At 73.1% G+C, this 17,792-nt stretch carries 15 protein-coding genes and 1 pseudogene; 9 read left to right on the top strand and 7 right to left on the bottom strand.

Annotated elements, in window-relative coordinates; genetic code table 11:
• Positions 1-5: 5 nt before the first annotated feature.
• Complete coding sequence (locus ACXNSR_RS04180; protein ID WP_458640779.1) at positions 6-764, bottom strand: GntR family transcriptional regulator; 759 nt, start codon at positions 762-764, stop codon at positions 6-8.
• A gap of 233 nt (positions 765-997) precedes the next feature.
• Here ACXNSR_RS04180 and ACXNSR_RS04175 point away from each other — a divergent pair, with 233 nt between their 5' ends.
• Genes ACXNSR_RS04175 through ACXNSR_RS04155 form a run of 5 tightly spaced genes read left to right on the top strand, consistent with a single transcriptional unit; the run spans position 998 to position 5,744 of the window.
• A complete protein-coding gene (locus ACXNSR_RS04175; RefSeq protein ID WP_458640778.1) occupies positions 998-2,161 on the top strand; it encodes an ABC transporter substrate-binding protein in 1,164 nt (387 codons plus the stop codon).
• Entirely contained in the window at positions 2,161-3,051 is an 891-nt protein-coding gene (locus ACXNSR_RS04170; protein WP_458640777.1) for an ABC transporter permease, read from the top strand. The genes ACXNSR_RS04175 and ACXNSR_RS04170 overlap by 1 nt, the downstream gene beginning before the upstream one ends.
• Positions 3,039-3,980 (top strand): ABC transporter permease, encoded by a 942-nt coding sequence (locus ACXNSR_RS04165; protein WP_458640776.1) that lies wholly within the window; start codon positions 3,039-3,041, stop codon positions 3,978-3,980. Before ACXNSR_RS04170 ends, ACXNSR_RS04165 begins: the two co-directional genes overlap by 13 nt.
• A gap of 4 nt (positions 3,981-3,984) precedes the next feature.
• Positions 3,985-5,088, top strand: a complete 1,104-nt coding sequence (locus ACXNSR_RS04160) for an ABC transporter ATP-binding protein (RefSeq protein WP_458640775.1) — start codon at positions 3,985-3,987, stop codon at positions 5,086-5,088.
• A 26-nt stretch (positions 5,089-5,114) separates the two neighbouring features.
• Complete coding sequence (locus ACXNSR_RS04155; RefSeq protein WP_458643560.1) at positions 5,115-5,744, top strand: HAD family hydrolase; 630 nt, start codon at positions 5,115-5,117, stop codon at positions 5,742-5,744.
• A 9-nt stretch (positions 5,745-5,753) separates the two neighbouring features.
• On the opposite strand, the gene ACXNSR_RS04150 is transcribed toward ACXNSR_RS04155, so the two are convergent.
• A complete protein-coding gene (locus ACXNSR_RS04150) occupies positions 5,754-6,263 on the bottom strand; it encodes a hypothetical protein (protein ID WP_458640774.1) in 510 nt (169 codons plus the stop codon).
• 86 nt (positions 6,264-6,349) lie between these two features.
• Between ACXNSR_RS04150 and ACXNSR_RS04145 the strand changes: the two genes are divergently transcribed.
• The gene (locus ACXNSR_RS04145; protein ID WP_458640773.1) at positions 6,350-7,438 is read left to right on the top strand and encodes a DUF2330 domain-containing protein; all 1,089 of its coding nucleotides are present in this window, start codon (positions 6,350-6,352) and stop codon (positions 7,436-7,438) included.
• Between the two features lie 201 nt (positions 7,439-7,639).
• Here the strand turns inward: ACXNSR_RS04145 and ACXNSR_RS04140 are convergent.
• Positions 7,640-7,720, bottom strand: a pseudogene (locus ACXNSR_RS04140) (barstar family protein); the annotation flags it as partial.
• A 657-nt stretch (positions 7,721-8,377) separates the two neighbouring features.
• On the opposite strand from ACXNSR_RS04140, the gene ACXNSR_RS04135 reads away from it, so the two are divergent.
• Entirely contained in the window at positions 8,378-9,820 is a 1,443-nt protein-coding gene (locus ACXNSR_RS04135) for an amidase (protein WP_458643559.1), read from the top strand.
• A gap of 2 nt (positions 9,821-9,822) precedes the next feature.
• Here the strand turns inward: ACXNSR_RS04135 and ACXNSR_RS04130 are convergent, their stop codons facing one another.
• From ACXNSR_RS04130 to ACXNSR_RS04115, 4 genes are all read right to left on the bottom strand, one after another.
• Positions 9,823-10,560 (bottom strand): class I SAM-dependent methyltransferase, encoded by a 738-nt coding sequence (locus tag ACXNSR_RS04130; protein WP_458640772.1) that lies wholly within the window; start codon positions 10,558-10,560, stop codon positions 9,823-9,825.
• Between the two features lie 61 nt (positions 10,561-10,621).
• Positions 10,622-12,244 (bottom strand): carboxylesterase/lipase family protein, encoded by a 1,623-nt coding sequence (locus ACXNSR_RS04125; RefSeq protein ID WP_458640771.1) that lies wholly within the window; start codon positions 12,242-12,244, stop codon positions 10,622-10,624.
• A 136-nt stretch (positions 12,245-12,380) separates the two neighbouring features.
• A complete protein-coding gene (gene surE / locus ACXNSR_RS04120; protein ID WP_458640770.1) occupies positions 12,381-13,286 on the bottom strand; it encodes a 5'/3'-nucleotidase SurE in 906 nt (301 codons plus the stop codon).
• Between the two features lie 128 nt (positions 13,287-13,414).
• The gene (locus ACXNSR_RS04115; RefSeq protein ID WP_458640769.1) at positions 13,415-14,668 is read right to left on the bottom strand and encodes an MFS transporter; all 1,254 of its coding nucleotides are present in this window, start codon (positions 14,666-14,668) and stop codon (positions 13,415-13,417) included.
• A 667-nt stretch (positions 14,669-15,335) separates the two neighbouring features.
• Here ACXNSR_RS04115 and ACXNSR_RS04110 point away from each other — a divergent pair.
• Complete coding sequence (locus ACXNSR_RS04110) at positions 15,336-16,085, top strand: phosphatase PAP2 family protein (protein WP_458640768.1); 750 nt, start codon at positions 15,336-15,338, stop codon at positions 16,083-16,085.
• 114 nt (positions 16,086-16,199) lie between these two features.
• Positions 16,200-17,744, top strand: a complete 1,545-nt coding sequence (locus ACXNSR_RS04105; protein WP_458640767.1) for a carboxylesterase/lipase family protein — start codon at positions 16,200-16,202, stop codon at positions 17,742-17,744.
• Positions 17,745-17,792 lie beyond the last annotated feature (48 nt).

Here is a 17,792-nt window from a genome sequence, read left to right as displayed (position 1 = left end):
CGCGGTCAGTGGTCTCCGACGCGCCGCTCCAAGGGAGTTGCTACCGAAGAGTTGCTCACACTGAAGGTCACGCTGCCGGCCCGGTAGCGGTCGTCGGACCACTCGATCGGGCGGCCGGTGGCGGTCGCGGAGACATGCCGCTGGCGCAGCAGCGGGCTGCCGCGCCGGATCTCCAGCAGCCGGGCGTCCTCGCTGCCGGCCGGAAGCGCGTCGATGAGGTGCTCACCGTAGTGGGCGACCACCCCCGAACCCTCGGCCAGGCTGTCCATGACGGAACGGCAGTCCACCGGCAGCGCCTCGACGGCCGCCGCGACCCAGTCGGCGTAGGCGGTGCGCTCCACCATGGTGGGCTCCCCGTCGAGCAGCCGCAGCCGCAGTACGGCCAGGATCTCCGTACCGGGGGCCAGCGCGAGCCGGTCCGTCTCCTCGGCCGTGGCGGGCCTGCGGGTGCGCGACAGGAAGCGGCTGGCGGCCCGGTGCCCGAGCCCCTCGGCCCACTGGGCGAAGCTGTTGAGCTCGCCGAAGCTGTGCCGGCGCTCCCGGCGCAGGACGATGCGCCGCGCGCCCTGGCGGGAGCCGATCAGCCCCTCCGCGGCGAGGGTGGCGACCGCCTGGCGGACGGTCCCGCGCGATGCGGACCAGCGTGCAGCCAGGTCGCTCTCCGAGGGCAGGTGCGCCCCCACCGGGAGTTCGCCCGAGAGGATCTCCCGGCGCAGCGCCTCGGCGATCTCCGCGTACCTGGCCGTGCCCGCGCTCGTGCTCATGCCCTTCGCCCCCTGCTCGCCGTGGTCCGGCGGTGCCGTACCGGAATCGCTGTGCACACGTATCCCATGATCATTCCAACAGGTTCTGTCACGGCTTCTTCCGGTCATTCTTCTCTCTTCGTCGAGACGTGCTCCGGGCGACAGGCGGCGTTCACCGTCCGTACAGCGGGCCCGGGCGAACTGGAGCCAACTTGTTCAGACAAGTGAACCCACCTTCGTCTCCGGGAGAGACCGTGCTCAGTTCCTCCGCCCGTCGCGGTGCGGCCGTTCTGCTCAGCGCCGCCGTACTCACCACGCTCAGCGCCTGCGGTGCCGCCCCCGACCAGAAGTCCGGCGGCGCCGACGGCGCCAAGAACGGCGTGCAGCCGGGCGCCGCGACCTCGGTCGCCGACTTCGGCTCCTTGGAGGCCCTCGCCGCCGCCGCGCAGAAGGAGGGCGAGCTCAACGTGATCGCGCTGCCGCCGGACTGGGCGAACTACGGCGAGATCATCAAGGCCTTCGAGGCCAAGTACAAGATCAAGGTGAACAGCGAGAACCCGGACGCCTCCAGCTCCGACGAGATCGCCGCCGTCAAGTCCCGCAAGGGCCAGAAGCGCGCCCCCGACGTCCTGGACCTCGGTATCGCCTTCGCCCGCAGCGGCGCGGCCGAGAACCTCTTCGCCCCGTACAAGGTCGCCGGCTGGGACAAGATCCCCGCCGCCCAGAAGGACGCCGACGGCCGCTGGACCAACGACTACGGCGGCTACGTCTCCATCGGCTGCGACGCCGCCCGTATCCCCACCTGCCCGCAGACCTTCGCCGATCTCCTCAAGCCCGAGTACAAGGGCAAGGTCGCGCTCAACGGCAACCCCACCAAGTCCGGCTCGGCCTTCGGCGGCGTCTACGCGGCCGCCCTCGCCAACAAGGGCTCCTTCGCCGACATCCAGCCCGGCATCGACTTCTTCGGCCAGCTGAAGAAGAGCGGGAACTTCATCCCGGTCGAGTCCACCCCGGCCACCGTCGAGAAGGGCGAAACGCCCATCTCCATCGACTGGGACTACCTGAACGCCGGCTACGCCGACCAGTTCAAGGGCAAGGGCGTCGACTGGAAGGTCGCCGTCCCCACCGACGGCGTCTACGCCCAGTACTACTCGCAGGCCATCAACAAGGAGGCCCCCAACCCGGCGGCCGCCCGCCTGTGGCTGGAGTTCCTCTACAGCGCCGAGGGCCAGAACCTCTGGCTCAAGGGATACGCCCGCCCGGTCCTGCTCCCCGGCATGACCCAGGACGGCACCGCCGACAAGGCCGCCGTCGCCAAGCTCCCGCAGGTCCAGGGCACCCCGGCCTTCCCCGCCTCCGAAGAGCTCGACAAGGCCAAGGCCACCCTCGCCGAGAAGTGGGACAAGGCCCTCTCCTGATGTCCTCCACCACCGACCCCCGCGCCGCCGACGGCACCCGCCGCCGGCGGCGCGGCCCGCGCACCTGGCTCGCGACCCTCCCGCTGCTCACCTTCACCGGGCTCTGCTTCGGCATCCCCCTCGGTGCCATGGCCTACGGCGCGGTCACCCGCACCGACCCGGCAGGCGGCGCCACCCGGGTGACCGGTGAGCACCTCGCGCGCTCCCTCCAGGGCCCCTACCTCGACTCCCTCATCGGCAGCGTCCAGCTCTCCGCCCTCACCGCACTCGTCGGCGGAGTCCTGGGCGTGGTGATCGCCCAGGCCGTGGTCAGCTCCCGCTCCCCGGGCCTGCGCAGCGCCGCGCTGACCGCCTCCGGGGTGCTCGCCAACTTCGGCGGCGTACCGCTGGCGTTCGCCTTCATCGCCACCGTCGGGATCTCCGGAGTCGTCACCCGGCTCGCCGACCTCACCGCCCTCGGCTGGAACCTGTACTCCTTCACCGGCCTCACCGTCGTCTACCTGTACTTCCTGATTCCCCTGATGGTGCTGGTGATCGCCCCGGCACTGGACGGACTGCGCCCGCAGTGGCGCGAGGCCGCCCAGAGCAGCGGAGCCACCGGATGGCAGTTCTGGCGCCACGTCGGCCTGCCCGTGCTCGCGCCCTCCCTGCTCGGCGGGTTCGTGCTGCTCTTCGGGACCGCCTTCGCCGCCCACGCCACGGCCGCGGCCCTCGTCGGCGGCTCCGTCCCGCTGGTCACGCTCAAGATCGCGGACGCGCTGTCCGGGAACGTGCTCACCGGCCAGGAGAACGTGGCGCTCGCCCTCGGCCTCGACATGATCCTGATCGCCGGCCTGGTCATGGCCGTCTACCTGCCCCTCCAGCGACGGAGCGCCCGATGGCTGCGCTGACCCCCACCACCCCGACCACCGGGTACTCCGACGGCGCCCGGGACACCGGGGAACCGCAGACCGGGGCCCCGGCGCGGACCCCGGCCCGCCGGCCCCGCCCCAGGATCTGGCGCGGAGCCGTCCTGGTCCTCGCCGGCGCCTACTTCCTCGTCCCGCTCGTCGCCTCGTTCGTCTTCACCGTGCACGTGCCCGGCCAGGGCGTCACCTTCGAGGCGTACACCGAGCTGCTCTCCGCGGACGGCTTCACCGAGAGCCTGCTGCTCTCCCTCGGCCTCGCCGCCGCGACCATCGCACTGTCGCTGCTGCTCGCCGTGCCCGCGCTGGTGGCCGTACGCATCGGCTCCCCGCGGCTGCGCCCGGTCGTCGAGGTCATGTGCATGCTGCCGCTGGTGGTGCCGCCGATCGCGCTGGTCACCGGTATCACCACCGTGCTGCGCTGGGGCCCGGAGCACCTGTCGCGGACCCCGCTCTACCAGACCTTCATCGCCGTCCAGAACGAGGACTTCCCCGTCGTTCTGGTCCTCGCCTACACGGTCCTGGCGCTCCCCTTCGTCTACCGCTCGCTCGACGCTGGACTGCGCGCCGTCGACGTACCGACTCTGGTCGAGGCAGCCCGCAACTGCGGCGCGAGCTGGCCGTACGTCGTCCTGCGCGTGCTGCTGCCGAACCTGCGGGCCTCGCTCGCCGGCGCCGCCTTCCTCACCCTGGCCCTGGTCCTCGGTGAGTTCACCATCGCCTCCCTCCTCGGGTTCCAGCCCTTCGCGGTGTGGATCGTCTCGATCTCCGGGGCACAGGCCCGGATGTCGGTGGCCGTCTCCATCCTCAGCCTCCTGATCACCTGGCTGCTGCTGATCGCCCTCTCCCGGGCCGGGACCGCCCCTTCCACCGGCGCGGCCGCACCCGCCACCACCTCCCGCAAGGAGTCCTGAGTCCATGTCCACCACGCCCACCACCCTGCCCGCGGCCAGGAAGCCGGCGGATCCCGACCGGCCCGCGGGCGCGCGCGTCGAGTTCCGCGGCCTGCGCCGGGCGTTCGGGTCCACCGTCGCCCTCGACGGGCTCGACCTCACCGTCGAACCCGGTGAACTCCTCGCCCTGCTCGGCCCGTCCGGCTGCGGGAAGACCACCGCCCTGCGCGTCGTCGCCGGCTTCGAACAGCCCGACTCCGGCGAGGTCCTCGTCGACGGACAGGACATCACCCGGATCCCGGCCAACCGCCGCGACGCCGGCATGGTCTTCCAGTCCTACAGCCTCTTCCCGAACCTGAGCGCCCGCGACAACGTCGCCTTCGGCCTGCGGGTGCGGGGGGTCGGCGCGGCCGAGCGCCGCGAACGCGCCGCCGAACTCCTCGACCTGGTCGGCCTGCCCGACCACGGCGACCGCTACCCGCACCAGATGTCCGGCGGACAGCAGCAGCGCGTCGCACTCGCCCGCGCCCTCGCCCTGCGCCCGCGCGTACTGCTGCTCGACGAGCCGCTCTCCGCGCTCGACGCCAAGGTCCGGGCGAACCTGCGCGAGGAGATCCGGCGCCTGCAGCTCTCCCTCGGCATCACCACCGTCTTCGTCACCCACGACCAGGAGGAAGCCCTGTCGATGGCCGACCGGGTCGCCGTCCTGAACGCCGGGAAGCTGGAGCAGTGCGCCGCCCCGGCCGAGCTGTACGACCGCCCGGCCACCCCCTTCGTCGCCGAGTTCGTCGGCACCATGAACCGGCTGCCCGGCCGGCTCACCGACTCCGGACTGGTGGAGGTGGCGGGAGCGCGCCTGCCCGTCGACGGCCCGGTGCCCACGACGCCGCAGGTGCAGGTCCTCGTACGGCCCGAGAACGTCACCGTCACCGCCGACGCCGAGGGCACGGCCACCGTGACCTCCGCCTCCTTCCTCGGCTCCGTGACCCGGCTCCACCTGGAACTGCCGGGCGGGGTGGGCGTCAAGGCGGACCTGGCCTCGCGGGACGCCGGAGCCCTGGTGCCGGGAGCGCGCGCCGCCGTGGGGCTGGCCGAGCGGCCGGTGCTCGTCGTGGCCGGGTCCGCGTGAGCACCCTCGCCGCGGTCCTGTTCGACATGGACGGCACCCTCGTCGACACCGAGGTGCTGTGGTGGCGCACCACCGAGGAGATAGCCGGCGCCCTCGGCCACCGGCTCACCGACGCCGACGCGCCGGAGGTCGTCGGCCGGGCGGTGGAGGACACCGCCGCCCACCTCGTACGGGTCTCCGGCGGAGGGGACCCGGCCGACGTGGCGGCGGCGCTCACCGAGACCTTCTTCCGCGGGGTGGAGGCCGGGGCGCCGATGCGGCCCGGCGCCCAGCGGCTGCTGACCGCACTGGAGGCGGAGGGCGTGCCCTTCGCCCTGGTCAGCGCGTCACCGCGGGTGGTCGTCGACTCGGTGGTCGGGGGCTCCCTGGCCCATGTGCCCTTCGCCTTCACCCTGTCCGCCGACGACACCGCCCGCACGAAGCCGCACCCGGACCCCTACCGGTCGGCCGCCGCGCGCCTCGGCCTCGCACCCGGGGCCTGCGTCGCGGTGGAGGACTCGCCGGACGGCGCCGCTTCCGCGGAGGCAGCCGGCTGCGCGGTACTGGTGGTCCCGTCCCTGCTGGCGGTCCCGGCATCACCGCCGCGGACCTTTGCCGAGTCCCTGGAAGAGGTCACCGTGGCACGGCTGCGGCGCTGCCTGACGACGGCCGGCTGACCTGCGGATTCAGGCGGGCAGACCGAGGATGTCCAGGATGGCCTCCGCGTAGGCGGCGCTCCCGGAGCCGGGGTCGGCGGCGATCTCACGGCGGAAGCCGTCGACACCCGTACGGATGAACGCGGCGCACTGCCCGTGCAGTCCGGCCTCGTGGGTGCCGCCGTCGTCCACCGTGCACAGCAGGGCCAGCAGGGTCCACAACAGGGCCTCGCGGGTCGCCCGCCGGGGCGGGTACGCGGCCCACGCGGCCATCAGCACACCGCACACCGCCGGGGCGGGCGGTTTCAGGTGCTCCGCGAAGAAGACGTGCCCTTCCAGCGCGTGGAACGCGGAGGGATGCCCCTCGGCCGCATCCCGCACGGCGTCCACCAGATGGCCCGCCGGGCGGCCGCAGCCGCACTCGATGGACTCCCAGTCGTGCCGCGCGATCTCCAGCACCACGGCATCCGGCACCAGCGGGCTGCGCAGCGCCGCGGACCGGCGCAGCAGAGCCTGCTGCTGCTTCTCGCTCCCCGTCATGGGGCACAGTATGAGGCCAGGTCGCGGCGGTCGGCGAGGGGGGTCGGAACCGGATCGCAGGAGCCTTCGTCACAGACCCCGTGAGGATGAGACGAAGAATCGCGGCACTGCTGTTCGCCCTGCTCGCGACCCAGCTGGGCGCTCTGGTCAACCCCGCCTACGCGTGCGGGTGCGGGGCCATGGTTCCCGACGGCCAGTCCCGGATCGGAGTCGACCGGGAGGCCTCCGTCGTGCGCTGGGACGGTCGCACGGAACAGATCGTCATGCGGTTCACGGTCGGCGGGGACGCCCACCGGGCCGCCTGGATCATGCCGGTACCGAGCCGGGCCACGGTGGAGCTCGGCGACGGCAGGATGTTCGACGAACTGGGCCGGCTCACCGCGCCCGAACACAAGAACCGCGGCTACTTCTGGCCGCGCGACCACGACTGGCCCTTCTCCTCGGGCATGCGGGACGGCGCCGGAGCCCCGGCGCCCGGCGCCGCCGCGCCACCGGTCGGCGTCGTCGGCCGCGAGCAGCTCGGCGACTTCGACGTCGCGCGCCTCACCGCCACCGACCCGGACGCCCTGAAGAACTGGCTGGAGAGCAACGGCTTCAAGCTCCCCGACCGCCTCGCCACCGAGGTCGGGCCGTACGTGGACCAGCACTGGGAGTACGTGGCGGTACGGCTCGCCCCGCGCGCGGGGGGCAAGCCGCTGCGCGGCGACCTGGACCCGCTGCGGATCCGCTTCGACAGCGACCGGCTGGTCTACCCGATGCGGCTCTCCCGGATGGCGAAGACACCGCAGTCCCTCGGCCTGTACGTCCTCGCCGACCACCGCATGGAGCCCGCGTCCCCGATCGGCGGCTCCGCACCGGAGGTGACCTTCGCGGGGGTCGTCCACCCCGAAACCGGCCCGCTCGCCGAACTGGCGGGCGCCGAGCCCGTCTTCCTCACCGCCATCGACCAGCGGTTCCCCGTACCGAGCCGCATCGACGCCGACCACGAACTGCGCGCCACCGCAAAGGACACCCCGTACCGCAGGGCGATCTACCACGACCGGCTGCTCACGGTGGGCGGCGTCCCGCTCTGGCTCCTGACACTGGCGGCCGCGGTGGCTGCGCTGACGGCCACGTCCGTTGCGGTCCTGCGCATCCGCGCCCGCCGCCACCCGGGTCCGGCCGAGGCCCCCTGACCCGGAGGGCCTCGCCCCCGGACGTGCGGAGCGCCACGGGCGGTCGCCGCCTCACTGCAGGACGACCTCGACCCCGCGGTCGGCGAAGATCTCGAGAACAACCTCGAAGAACGTCGAGGTGCCCCGGTGCAGTGCACGGTTCCTCACGAGCCGTGTCCTGGCCACCTCCGAGTGCTGCCATTCCAGCGTGAACGGAGGAGAGGCACCCCAGCCTCCGCCGAGACAGTCGACCAAGGCGTCGAGGTTCCATCCGAAGTACCCGCCGGGCCCATGGATCTCCACAGTCCATTTCGGTTCAACTGCCCGGTACGCATCAGCTCCCACACCCCTGCGGAGCCAGGAAGCGCATTCTGGCACCAGAGCCGGACCGTGACATCGAAGAGGCCCTCGCCGAGAGCTGACGGTTTGACAGCTGTCACGGTGACTTCGCCGACGAAGTAGGAGCCCATCGTGGCGCCGGCGGCATCGAGCAGGTTCAAGTAGGCGTTACCGGCACAGGCTTTACGTCCACCTATGCGGCCGACAGCGGTCAGCAGCCCTCCCTCCGGTGCGCATCCGTGCAACTCGACCAACTGGTAGTCATGCTTGAGCGGCGTGAACAGGCCCGTGCAATCGTGAGCGAAACCCCAAGGGGTGTCCTCGTCGTCGTCGCCGGTCAGGGAGTACCTGAATTCTTCCCGCGCGCCTGTCGCTTCCATCTCACCTTCGCCGTCCGATCAGGTAGGGGCCCTCCGAACGAGCTCGCCGTGCGTCCTGTCGGCATGGAGTATCGCCGAGTCGCGTGAGGCCGACGCAATCGATGCGAAGAACTCGTGGACCGCCTCGTGGACCGCTTCCGGTCCGGTGCCGGCCACCCCCGTGCCGGGGTTGACGCGCGGGCCTCGGGACACCAGCCTTGCACCGGAGTTACCGAGAGGTAAGGGGAGACGGGTGGTGTCCATGGACGAGGGCGGCGTGCGGCTGCACGAACAACAGGACCAGGACGATGCGGAGTTGATGTTCCAGGGGGTCGCGCGCCAGGCCGAGCTGGTGCGCACCGGCAAGACCACCTCGCGCGCCCTCGTCGAGGCCGCACTGCGCCGCATCGCCCGGACCGATGCCGTGCTCGGCGCCTTCCGCGTCGTCCTCGCCGAGCAGGCCCTCGCCGAGGCCGACGCCCGGGACGCGGCGGAGCCGGCCGGCCCGCTCCACGGCGTCCCCATCGCCGTCAAGGACGAACTGGACGTCGCGGGCCAGGTCACCACCTTCGGAGGCTCCGCCAACCGGACCCCCGTCACCGCCGATTCCGAAGCGGTACGCCGCCTGCGCGCCGCCGGTGCCGTCGTCATCGGCAAGACGACGATGCCCGAGTTCGGCCAGTGGCCCTTCACCGAGTCGGCCGCCCACGGCCACACCCGCAACCCCTGGGACACCACCCGCACCCCCGGCGGCTCCAGCGGCGGCAGCGCCGCCGCCGTCGCGGCCGGGCTGGTCGGGGCGGCCCTCGGCGGCGACGGCGGCGGATCCATCCGCATCCCGGCCGCCTGCTGCGGCCTGTTCGGCCTCAAACCCCAGCGCGGCCGGGTCTCCACCGCCCCGAACCCGCACCTCTGGTACGCCCTCGGCACCGTGGGGCCGCTGACCCGCAGCGTGGGCGATGCCGCCCTGCTCTACGACGTGCTCGCCGGCACCACCCCCGCCGACCGCTGGAGCGCTCGCCCCGCCACCACCGGTTGGGTGGCAGCCCTGGAGACCCCGCCCGGCCGGCTGCGCATCGGCTACTCGGTCAAGCCGGCCGTGCCCGGGGTGCGCCCGCATCCGGAACACGTCGGGGCCGTCCTGGAGTCCGTACGGGCGCTGCGCGAACTGGGCCACGACGTACGGGAGGTCGACCCCCGCTACCCCGACGCGACGGCCCCGTTCGCCGCGCAGTTCTGCGGTGGCGTGCGGGCCGAGGCCGACGCGGTCGAGCGTCCCGACCTGCTGGAACGGCGTACCCGACAGACCCTCACGCTCGCCCGGCTGGTCCCCGAGTCCGCCGTGGAGCGCGGGATCCGGGCGGGGGAGCGGCTGGCGGAGCGCGCCGACCGCATGTTCACCACCATGGACCTGCTGCTGACCCCGGTCGTCGCCGGGCGCCCGCGCCCGGTGGGCGCGCTGGACGGCGCCGGGCTGCTGACGGCGCTGGCACGCTCGCGCCCGATGGTCGCCTACACCGCACTGTGGAACGTGACGGGGCACCCGGCCGCCTCCGTCCCGGCGGGCCTCGGCGAGGACGGTCTGCCGCTCGCCGTGCAACTGGTGGGCCGCCGGGACGACGAGGTGACCCTCCTGCGGGTCGCGGCACAACTGGAGGAGGTCCGGCCGTGGGCACAGCGACGCCCCCGGCCCCCGTCCGCGTAGGGCTACGACCCGGTGGGGCGGCGGAGCAGGGCCGTCCAGAGGAAGGGTTCGCCGAACAGCGGGGACTCGGCGGGCTCGTCCCGCATGCGGCGCAGTTCGACCTCGGTCAGGTCGCTGAAGATCGCCCGCAGGGACTCCGGGGTGTAGGCGAGTCCGCCCTGCAGGCCCGCCTCACGGTAGAACTCCACGTCGGGGATCTCGGATCCCATCGACCCGGCCGCGAAACAGGTGAGCGCGAGATGGCCGCCCGGCGCGAGGGACCGTTCGAGGAGGGCGAGGTAGCTGATGCGGCGGTGGGGCGGCAGGTGGTGGAAGCAGCCCGAGTCGTAGATCAGGTCGTACGGGCCGCTGAGGGTGGTCGCCGCCAGCTCGAAGGCGTTCCCGCGGTGGAACCTGATCTCGGCCCCCGCCGCACGGGCCCGTTCCTCGCCCCAGGCGAGGGCCGTCGGCGACAGATCGACGGCATCCACCTCGAAGCCCAGTGAGGCGAGGTGCAGCGCGTTGCGGCCCGGACCGCAGCCCAGGTCGAGGGCGCGGCCCGGGGCGATCAGGCCCCGGTCGAGGTACGAGACCAGGTTCTCGTCCGGCTTCGGCACGAAGAACGGGACCGCCTTCGAGCGGTCCGCGTAGAAACCGTCCCACCAGGACGCCCCGTCGTCCGTCCATCGGTCGGCCTCCGGTGCGAAAAGGCCGTCCAGCAGCTTCAGTACGTCCTCGACCGTGCGTATGTTCCGGTCCATCCGGCCCCCCTCTCCTGAAGATCCAATTCTACTGCCCCGACCGGTCGGTCGGGGCAGGACCTCAGAGCGGGCGCGGAGGTTGGGTCCGCCAGAACGCGCAACCGTGCTCCGCCCCGAAGGCGGTGGTCGGCCGCGTCGCCGCCGGGTCCAGGGTGAGCACCGTGGCGGCTCCGTCTCCCGCTCCGGCACCGGTCGGCGGCCACGGGGCCTGGCCCGGCACCACAGGGGCGCCGAAGCGGGCGAACGCCGCCCAGTAGCGCTTCATCCGGTTCCCGAAAGCGACCTGCGCGGGCGTCAGCGGGCGGTCGCCCATGGTGAAGTCGTGCAGATAGGCCAGCTCCGCACTGTGTGCGTTCGACTCGTCCAGGCCCGGCACCTGCGCGCCGGCCAGCGTCGGCGACCGCGGGTCGTCGAACTCGTAGACGTACGTCGGAACTTGGGCGGCGAACAGCTGTGCCGTCCACGCGGTGTGGCACGCGAAGGTCGAGTCCGTCATGACCGCGGACAGCGCCAGGTACGGCGAGCCGTACTTGGCGACCGGATAGCGCGCGAGCACCTCGGGCCCGGCCGCCCCATGACCGGCCAGGATCTGCGCCGCGTACTGCTCGGCGGTCAGGTTCGGCTGGGTGAGGGCGACGAAGAAGCGGGCCTCGGAGCGGGTGCTCCCGATCAGCACCGGCACCTTGTTCCACGCACCGCTCCCGATGGCCTGCGCGGGAGCGACCGGCAGCAGCCCGTCACCGGCGGCCGGACCCCGCGTGGGCAGCGCGGCGGCCGCCTCGACCAGCGCCGTACCGGCGGCGGCGCGCAGGCACGCGGCGATCTCGGCGGTCGCGGTGCAGCCCGCCCGCGCGGCGAAGGACCGCGCCTCACCCTCGGCGGCCGCGCTGTCCGGCGTACCGAGCAGCGTGCACGGACCGCTCTGCAGCACGGCCCGGTGGAACAGGCCGGCGGCCGACGGGGCGGCGAGCAGCGCGCAGACGGAACCGCTGCCCGCCGACTGCCCGGAGATCGTCACGCTGCCCGGATTCCCGCCGAACGCGCCGATGTTCTCCCGGGTCCAGCGCAGCGCCGCGAGCTGGTCCATCAGCCCGAAGGACCCGGAGCGCAGGGCGTTCTCCCGGCCGAGCTCGGGCAGCGCGAGGTAACCGAGCTGACCCAGCCGGTAGTTGATGCTGACCACCACGCTCCCGGTGAGTTCGGCCATGGTCCGTCCGCCGAACTGGGTGCCCGTTCCCTGGCTGTACGCACCCCCGTGCATCCAGACGATCACCGGGAGCCGGGCACCGGGACGGGCGGTCCGGGGCCGGTACACGTCCAGGTACAGGCAGTCCTCGCTCACGTCCGCCGGATCGCTCAGACCGAAGGGCGAGAACTGCAGGCACGCGGGCGACTGCCGGGTGGCCTCCCGCACCCCGTGCCACCGGGGCGCGGGCGCGGGGGCCCGCAGCCGTGCGTCCCCGACCGGGGGAGCGGCGTAGGGGACGCCGAGGAACTCCTGCGCGCCGTCGCGGGACCGGCCGCTCAGGGCGCCCTGCGTGACGGTGACCACCGGGTGCGGTGATCCGCCGGACGGCGGCGCCGAGGCCGCCGAGGGTGGTGCGCAGGCGAGCAGCGCCACCAGGGAGAGTGCCGTACCGAGCAGGGACCGTGCCGAGGGCAGCCGTGTTCCGGGCCGCTTCATCCGTCCTCCTGGAATGTCGCCGGTGCGTGCCGATGTCGTGCCGATGCCGTGCGGGGGTGGGTCCGGGAGCGGCTCCGGGGCCCGTCCGGCCGGGGCGGAGCGCAGCGGGGTGCGGGCTCCGCCCCGGCCGGGACCGTCAGGGGCGGATTCCGGCGATCAGTGCAGAGGCCACGGCCCGGTCGACCGGCCCGGTGTTCCAGTCGGCGTTCATCGGGCTGACGGCGATCCGGCCGGCGGTCACGGCCTCCACGTCACCGCCCTTGGCGGCGGGCCGCAGGTCGACCTTGACGGTCATCTTCCAGGTGCCGTCGCCCGCGTCGGTGAAGTCCGGCTCGAGCACGGTCTGCGGATCCTGGAAGGTCGCGGAAACGCCCGCGGCCGTTCCCCTGCCGTCCGCGCCGACCACCGGGTGGTTGACGTTCAGGCCGACGCCCTCGGGCAGCAGCGGCCCGGAACGGGCCCGCGTCCGCAGCCGGTCGATCAGCTTGACCGCGAAGTCGAGGGTCGGCCCCATCGCGTTGACCGTGGTGACCGGGTCGGGCGCGCTGACGCCCCCGGTGCTCAGCGCGATGGCCGGTACGCCGTGCTCCAGCGCGGCGACGGCGCCGCCGACCGTACCGGAGTGCGTGGCGAGACCGGCGACGTTGGGGCCGAAGTTGGTGCCGGAGACGACCAGGTCGGGGGCGTCGCCCGCGAACACCTCGGCCAGCCCGAAGGCGACGGAGTCGCCGGGAGTGCCGTCGACGGCCCAGACCTTCGGCTCGGGGTGCTTCACGGTGATCGTCGGGGCGCTCATCATCTTCGTGCCGGTGCCGCTCTGGTTGGTGAGCGGGGCGACGATCGTCACGTCGTGCCCGGCGGCGGTCAGCCGCTCGAAGGCCTTGCGGATGCCCGGGGCGTTGTAGCCGTCGTCGTTCGTGAGCAGGATCCGCAACGGGCCGACGGGCGCGGTCCGCGGCGCGGCGACCGCCGGGGCCGTGCCGGCCAGGGCCGGCGTGCACAGCAGCAGCGCGGCCAGCGGCAGAACTCGCTTGCGTCTCACAGGTGCTCCTTGGGAGGGGAGGGGAGGGGAGGGGAGGGAGTCGAGGGTGAACAGGGGTGGGGACCGGCGGGCGCACGACCCTCGGCGTGCGCCCGCCGGAGCTGCGGACGGGCGGGCCCGGGGAGGGGTCAGCGCACGCTGCGGATCGGGAGGATGGCGAGCGCGCCGACCAGCGAGAGGGCCCCGCCGACGAGGAAGAGCGGGGTGTATCCGCCCAGGCCGGTGACGACGGCCGAGGCGACGAAGGGGGCGATGATCTGCGGCCCGGCGTTCGCGATGTTGAGGACGCCCATGTCGCGGGCGGCGTCCTCGGCACGCGGCAGGACCAGGGTGACGAGCGCGGTGTCGACGGCCATGAAGCAGCCGAAGGCGAGTCCGTTGAGCGTGCTGAAGACGAGCATGCCGGTCCAGGTCGGGCTGATCACCGGGACCACCATGACGAGCCCCGCGAGGGCCGCCGATACGCCGACGAACACCTTGCGGCGGTTCCAGCGGTCGGACAGCAGACCGCCCACCACGGTGGAGACGGCCATCGCGACCATCGAGACCGGGGTGAGGACGGCCATGGCGGCGGGCGGGGTCAGCCCGTCGGGCAGGGTGATGTGGTCGCCGAGGATGTACAGCTGGTAGCCGACGACGGAGAAGTAGCCGAGGACCATCAGCGCCCGGCCGATGAAGGCCCACCGGAAGTCGTGGTTGGCCAGGGCCGAGAGGAAGGCGGCCAGTTGGGCGCCCTTGGGCCGGGCGGGCGCCTCGGCGGCGGGCCCGGTGCGCGGGACGTCCCGGCAGAAGGCGCTGAGCAGCAGGGCGGACCCGGCGACGACGGCGCCGAGGACCAGGTAGCCGGTGCGCAGTTGGTCCGCGGTCCGGGAGGCGATGAGCACGCCGACCGTACCGCCGATCGGCAGGCCGAGCCCGACCAGTGCGGACGCGGTGCCCCGGCGGGCCGCTGGGATCCGGTCGGGCACGATCGCGGTCACGGCCGCCTGGTAGACGTTCATCGTCGCCTGGATCAGGCACCAGCCGATGCCGACGAGCAGTGCCGTGCTCGCGCTGCCGAGGAGCGCGAGGAGGACGAGCGAGGCCAGGCCGCCGCCCACGATCCACGGGTTGCGGCGGCCGCTGCGGTCGGAGAGGGCGCCGGCGATGGGGTTGAAGGCGGTGGCGAAGACCGCGCTGACGCCGCCGATCAGGCCGAGTACGGCGACCTTGTCGTCGGGGGCGATCGCGGCGACCTGGGTGGGCAGCAGGACGGAGCCGACGCCCATGTACAGCGCCATCATCGCCGAGTTGGCGACCAGCAGGAGGGACAGGAGACCACGCCGGGGGGCGGGCTCCCCGGTCGGGGGTACGGACGGTTCGACGACTTCGGGCGTGGCCATGACGACTCCTCGGGGGACGGGACGGGGAGGTGGCGTGCGAGGGAGAGGGGCGGCGCACGAGAGGTGGCGTGCGGGATGTGGCATGCGGGGGGGCGTGCGGGAGAGGGTGGCCCGGGAACGGGCGCGGGACGGCGCCGCCGTCGGGGCGTGCGGTGGCGGACATCGTTCGTAACGTGATGTTGTTACACGTGTCACCAAGTGCGGTGGACACTGTGTAGCACCCATTTCCGGGCTCCGCCAGAGTCCGCGGCGGGTCGTTGTGCAGATCGTGACCGTCGAGGGAGTCGGCGTGCCATGACGTGTAACCATCGGCCGCCGGCCATCCGGCACGGCATGTGTGTCGAGAAACCCTCTTGCTCTTGTGGTGGTCGTGACGCATCGGCAATACTCCGTGCCGCACCGCGACGATCCGGTCGCCGACGGGCCTGCCGCCCGCCCCGCCGCCGTCGGGTGCCGCGCGCCGTTGCCGCCTTCCCGTGGCTCCCCGCGGCGTCCGGCCGCACCCCGGTGTCGTATCCCGACGCCGTTCGCCGACCGCGTCCCCCCGGTGGCGTTCCCCGTGGCGCTCCACGGTGCGCCCCCGGGCGCCCTCGCTCGCGTTCCACCGTCCCGTGCCTGCTCTCCGCGTGCCCCCACCGCTCGGGGAGGCGACCGTGAAAGGCCCGCCGTGTTCCCCTCGCCCTCCTCCGTACCGCCGTCCCGGCCGCCCCTGCCGGTCCGCCCGCCCCGGCATCACCTTCCTGCGGCCCCACCGCGTCATGCGCTCGGTCTCGGCGTCGCCCTCCTCGTGCTCCCGCTGCTGGCCGGGCTGCTGCTCCGGCTGGACCGGCGGCCCTTCTTCCAGGAGCTGGACGACCGCTGGGCGGCCTCGGTGAACGATTCCGCCGCCGCGGGGTCCCCAGGCGCCGGAGGTGACGGCCTCGGTGGCCTCACCACCGTCCTCGACCGGCTCGGCGGCCCGCTCGGTACGGTCCTGCCGCTGCTGGTGATCGGCTGCCTGTGCGTGTACGGGCGCTGGCGCTCGGGGCTGTTCGTCTTCACGGTCACCGTCGTCGCCAACCTCGTCGTGCTCCTGCCCCTCAAGCAGCTGGCCGACCGGCCGCGTCCGCCGCACCCGTGGGTGCTGGTCAGTGACGGCTCATACCCCTCCGGGCAGGTGTTCGGCGCGGTGACGCTGGTGGTCTCCGTCGCGGTGGTGCTGTTCCCGCCGCGTGCGCGACGCTGGTGGTGGGCGTTCGGGGTCGTGTACGTCCTCGCCGTGATGGGCAGCCGGACCTGGCTCCACGCCCAGTGGCTCAGCGACACCGTCGCCGGCGTCCTCGTCGGCGCCGGATCCTGCCTCGTCCTGTGGCGGGCCTTCGCTCCGCTGCTGGAGACGGAGTCGGAGCGGATGGCCTCGAACAGCCTGTGGCTGTGAGGTGTGCATCCCGGACCCTCAAAATATTGAGCAATGTTGACGTTCGGCAAATTTCCGCCATATTCTCGACCGGCGGCGCGCACCCAGCGCGCGGCAGTCAGGAAGGAACGGCTCATGTCTCACCCCCCAGGCCAGGACCGGACGGTGGTGGACCTGCCCGCAGGGCGCCTGCGCGGCGCGAACGAGAGCGGGCTCACGGTCTTCCGGGCCGTTCCCTACGCCGCCCCGCCCGTCGGCGACCTGCGCTGGAGGCCCGCGCAGCCGCACGCCGGCTGGAGCGGCACGCGGGATGCCACCGCCGACGGCCCGAGCGCCCCGCAGCTGTACATGGAGGGCGGCGACCCGGTGCTCGGCGGCCACGGCTCGCCCCCCTTCGACGATGACTGCCTGACCCTCAACCTCTGGACACCTGCCGTCGACGACGCCCGGCGCCCGGTCCTGGTCTGGATCCACGGCGGCGGCTTCGTGTCCGGCTCCGGCTCGCTGCCCGGCTACTCCGGCGAGACCTTCGCACGCGACGGCGACCTCGTCGTCGTGAGCATCAACTACCGCATCGGTCCGCTGGGTTACCTCTACCCCGGCGACGGGGAAGGCGGCGGGGCGGGTGAGGGCGGCAACTTCTGGCTCACCGACCAGCTCGCCGCCCTGCGCTGGGTGAAGGAGAACATCGCCTCCTTCGGCGGTGATCCGGACTGCGTCACGGTCGCCGGGCAGTCCGGCGGCGCGGTGTCCACCGCCGCCCTCGCGGGCCACCCGCAGACCGACGGCCTGATCCGGCGGGTGATCCTGCAGAGCCCGCCCTTCGGCCTGGACCTCCCCGGCCCGGAGGCGTATCTGGAGCGCACCGCCGCCTACCTCGAACTGGCCGGGGCCAAGGACCTGGCGGAGCTGCGTACGCTGCCCTGGCCCGAGCTGATCGCAGCGGCCGCCGGGCTGTTCGCGCAGACCGCGCGGTGGGGGTACTGGCCGACGCCCTTCCTGCCCGTGATCGACGGAGTCACCCTCTCCGGCCACCCCGCCGAGGCCCTGCTGGGCGGGGCCGCTGCCGATGTGGACGTCATGATCGGCTGGACGCGGGAGGAGGCCAACTTCGGCTTCGCCCTCGACGAGGGGTACGCCGCCACCCGGGAGCAGGTGACCGACCGGATCGCGGACACCTTCGGGAGCGAAGCCGCGGCGGGCGTGTACGCGGCGTACGAGCGGGCCCGGCCCGGAGCCCGGCCCGCCGACGTCCTGATGGACCTCATCACGGACGAGCTCTTCCGGATGCCGGCGGTGCGGCTGGCCGAGGCGCGCGCCGAGACGGGCAGTCCGGTGTGGGCCTACCAGTTCGACCTGCCGACCCCCGCGTACGAGGGTCGGCTCGGTGCCGCGCACTGCCTCGAACTGCCCTTCGTCTTCGACAACTTCGACCAGTGGTCGCACGCGCCCTTCCTGGCCGGCCTCGCCCCGGCCGTCCGCGACGGCCTGGCCCACGCCATGCACCGGGCCTGGATCGCCTTCGTCCGCACCGGCGACCCCAACCACCCCGACCTGCCGCAGTGGCGGCCGTACGACACGCGCAACCGCACCACGATGCGCTTCGACTCGGTCGTCACCGCCCTCGGCGACCTCGCCGGAGCCTCCAGGCTCCTGCACACCCCCGCCCCCTTGATTTGACTCGTGTAACCTGAGAAGGAAGGAGTCACCCGACCGAAACCGGGCCCG

This window comes from Streptomyces sp. NC-S4, from assembly GCF_054353315.1.
Note: the sequence above shows the minus strand (reverse complement) of the source record. Positions and strands in the feature narration are given on the sequence as shown.